At 41.0% G+C, this 2,124-nt stretch carries 3 protein-coding genes and 1 pseudogene; 1 reads left to right on the top strand and 3 read right to left on the bottom strand.

The genetic code is table 11. The features are described from left to right. A partial coding sequence (locus tag CDZ78_RS17995) for a DDE-type integrase/transposase/recombinase (RefSeq protein WP_140414178.1) occupies window positions 1-311 on the top strand: 311 nt, incomplete at its 5' end. 53 nt (window positions 312-364) lie between these two features. On the opposite strand, the gene CDZ78_RS17990 is transcribed toward CDZ78_RS17995, so the two are convergent. From CDZ78_RS17990 to CDZ78_RS17980, 3 genes and pseudogenes are all read right to left on the bottom strand, one after another. Beyond that, window positions 365-1,009 carry a hypothetical protein gene (locus tag CDZ78_RS17990; protein ID WP_087871216.1) on the bottom strand — a complete coding sequence of 215 codons (645 nt, stop codon included), beginning with the start codon at window positions 1,007-1,009 and terminating at the stop codon, window positions 365-367. Between the two features lie 36 nt (window positions 1,010-1,045). Continuing rightward, window positions 1,046-1,684: a hypothetical protein gene (locus CDZ78_RS17985; RefSeq protein WP_087871215.1), complete on the bottom strand. Its 639-nt coding sequence runs from the start codon at window positions 1,682-1,684 to the stop codon at window positions 1,046-1,048. Window positions 1,685-1,855: 171 nt separating this feature from the next. Beyond that, window positions 1,856-1,996, bottom strand: a pseudogene (locus CDZ78_RS17980) (transposase); the annotation flags it as partial. Window positions 1,997-2,124 lie beyond the last annotated feature (128 nt).

Below are 2,124 nucleotides of genomic sequence, written 5' to 3'. Positions count from 1 at the left end.
GCTTTCCTGATAAGGTCGTTATGGATAAAAGTGGCGCTAACTATGCAGGATTAGCCAATATTAACCTCTTGTTAATCCTCGCTGGGTTTGCCACTATGATCGACATATTACAGGTTAAATATTTGAATAACATCATCGAACAGGATCATCGATTTATCAAAAAAATAACAAAACCGATGATGGGCTTTAAAGCGTTTCACTCCGCTCAAGCAACAATTGATGGAATTGAAACGGCACATATGATCCGAAAGGGACAATTGTCTGAGGAAAATATTCCTGCTTATAAGCAGTTTATGGCTTTAGCAGGATAGTTATGCCTGAATACTAGGAGGTTTGCGCTTTTGATGATTATTGCGACAGAACCCTAATTGTTTATTAACTTATCCCACCAGGTAATCTTTTTCCAATCCCCAGCGTCTCCAAAAAATTGCGCTGAGTATAAATTACAATCCCTGGCCACCGTATCAGATACACGTATCCAAGGCTTAGTTTTCAGGTGCGCTGCAACCTTATCGACAGAAAAGTCATAATCTTTATACATAACAGGCCCCTTATACTCGTGCAAGCCAACAACAAGCCAAAAAGGCCGTGTATCATCTAGGTGGGTTACATAAGACCATATACCCCAGTCTCGCTCATCCTTGTCCGCATGATCCAGCACCCACAATCGCTCTATAGAACCTCCGACGGATTTCGGGATGACCCTGTAATGACCGGATATAGTACGTATGGCATAAAGAATACTTGATTCTGTATAGTGTATTTCTAAATTCTCAAGGCGCCTGTGAAACTCCTCCACATCCCAAGTTATGGACTCATTCCTGTGAATGTGTCGAGGGAGATGTATTTCAGTAGGAAAACGACATTCAGCCCTAGAAAAATGGTATTTACTACCATTGGCCATGCTAACATCATAGTCCAAATACATCTCCAGAGCAGCGTCCTCAGAATAGGAGTTTAAGCTATAAATGAACAAAAATACTGCCAAAACTTTATATAAAATTGACATTTTAATTACTTCTCCAAATAAAAGCACACACAAACACTAAAGAGACTCCGCTAAATTAAAAATCTTAGTCTTTAGAGAGTCTAAATGAACCTCACGAGAAGAAACAGTTAGCTGAAACATCCTACCCCCAGAAACCCAAGACAAAGTAGCAATAGAGAACCCAGTAGGTCCTCGAACAACCATATACAAAGAATCTAAATTTCCAACTTTAGAATTAACAAAATCCCCCACAAACAAGCGAGGGTCCCATTCCGGAAAAGAAGTCTCCACTAATTTAACGAAACCAATATCCTTACTCCTATAATATCTGGTAAAAACATTATCGGTCGAAGACCCAGAACTCCTACCAAGCCTATGACCATGGTACTCTAAACCCGAAAACCCACCCGTAGAAACAGGAACAAAAGACAACTTGGACAGGGCCTCCTTTAAAGGTATAGACCCTCCCATCTTAATGTCCATAGCCTCCATATGGGAAACCACAGAATCATACTCCCCAACCCTTATAAACCCATTATCCTTTAACTCCCGTTTCCAGCCATCAATAAGCTCCTTATGGTCGGCAGACTGAGTGGTATAATGTGTTCTAGACGGAGCCGCAGAACCCGCGGCAGATGCACCTCCGACGACTGTACTCAATAAAACAACCGCAGAAACCATTTCTAATTTAAACATAAAAAACTCCTAAATAGAACTCAAGGTATATACGCGCTAGCGCGTCTTCATGATAGATTTTGGGGTCCCATGTCACAGAAATCGTGTAAGAGTCCCTACTTTTCCGAAAGCTAATTCTGGGCATCCCAGCTCAAGTTCTCGGCAAAAGCTTAGAAGCTGTTTGGTTAAACTTTACAAACACTTTGCAACAGTTAATTTTATCATAGCAATTCTTATCATATTTTCAGAAGGTGCAGGTAAAATTTCAAAGTCTTTAGCTAGGCGTCGAAAGTTATTTAACCAGGCAAATGTACGCTCTACAACCCAGCGTTTAGGGGGTTCTGTCGCAATAATCATCAAAAGCGCAGACCTCCTGGTCTTCAGGCATAACTATCCTGCCAAAGCCATAAACTGCTTATAAGCAGGAATATTTTCCTCAGACAACTGTCCCTTTCGGATCA

It is taken from the genome of Bathymodiolus platifrons methanotrophic gill symbiont (assembly GCF_002189065.1).
Taxonomy (GTDB): domain Bacteria; phylum Pseudomonadota; class Gammaproteobacteria; order Methylococcales; family Methylomonadaceae; genus Methyloprofundus.
The sequence above is the reverse complement of the archived record's forward strand: the minus strand, read 5'-3'. Positions and strand labels throughout refer to the sequence as shown.

What these genes read in the sequence shown, in the direction of transcription:
- CDZ78_RS17985 (WP_087871215.1), bottom strand. Translation starts at nt 1,684, where the DNA reads ATGTTTAAATTAGAAATGGTTTCTGCGGTTGTTTTATTGAGTACAGTC.
- CDZ78_RS17990 (WP_087871216.1), bottom strand. Translation starts at nt 1,009, where the DNA reads ATGTCAATTTTATATAAAGTTTTGGCAGTATTTTTGTTCATTTATAGC.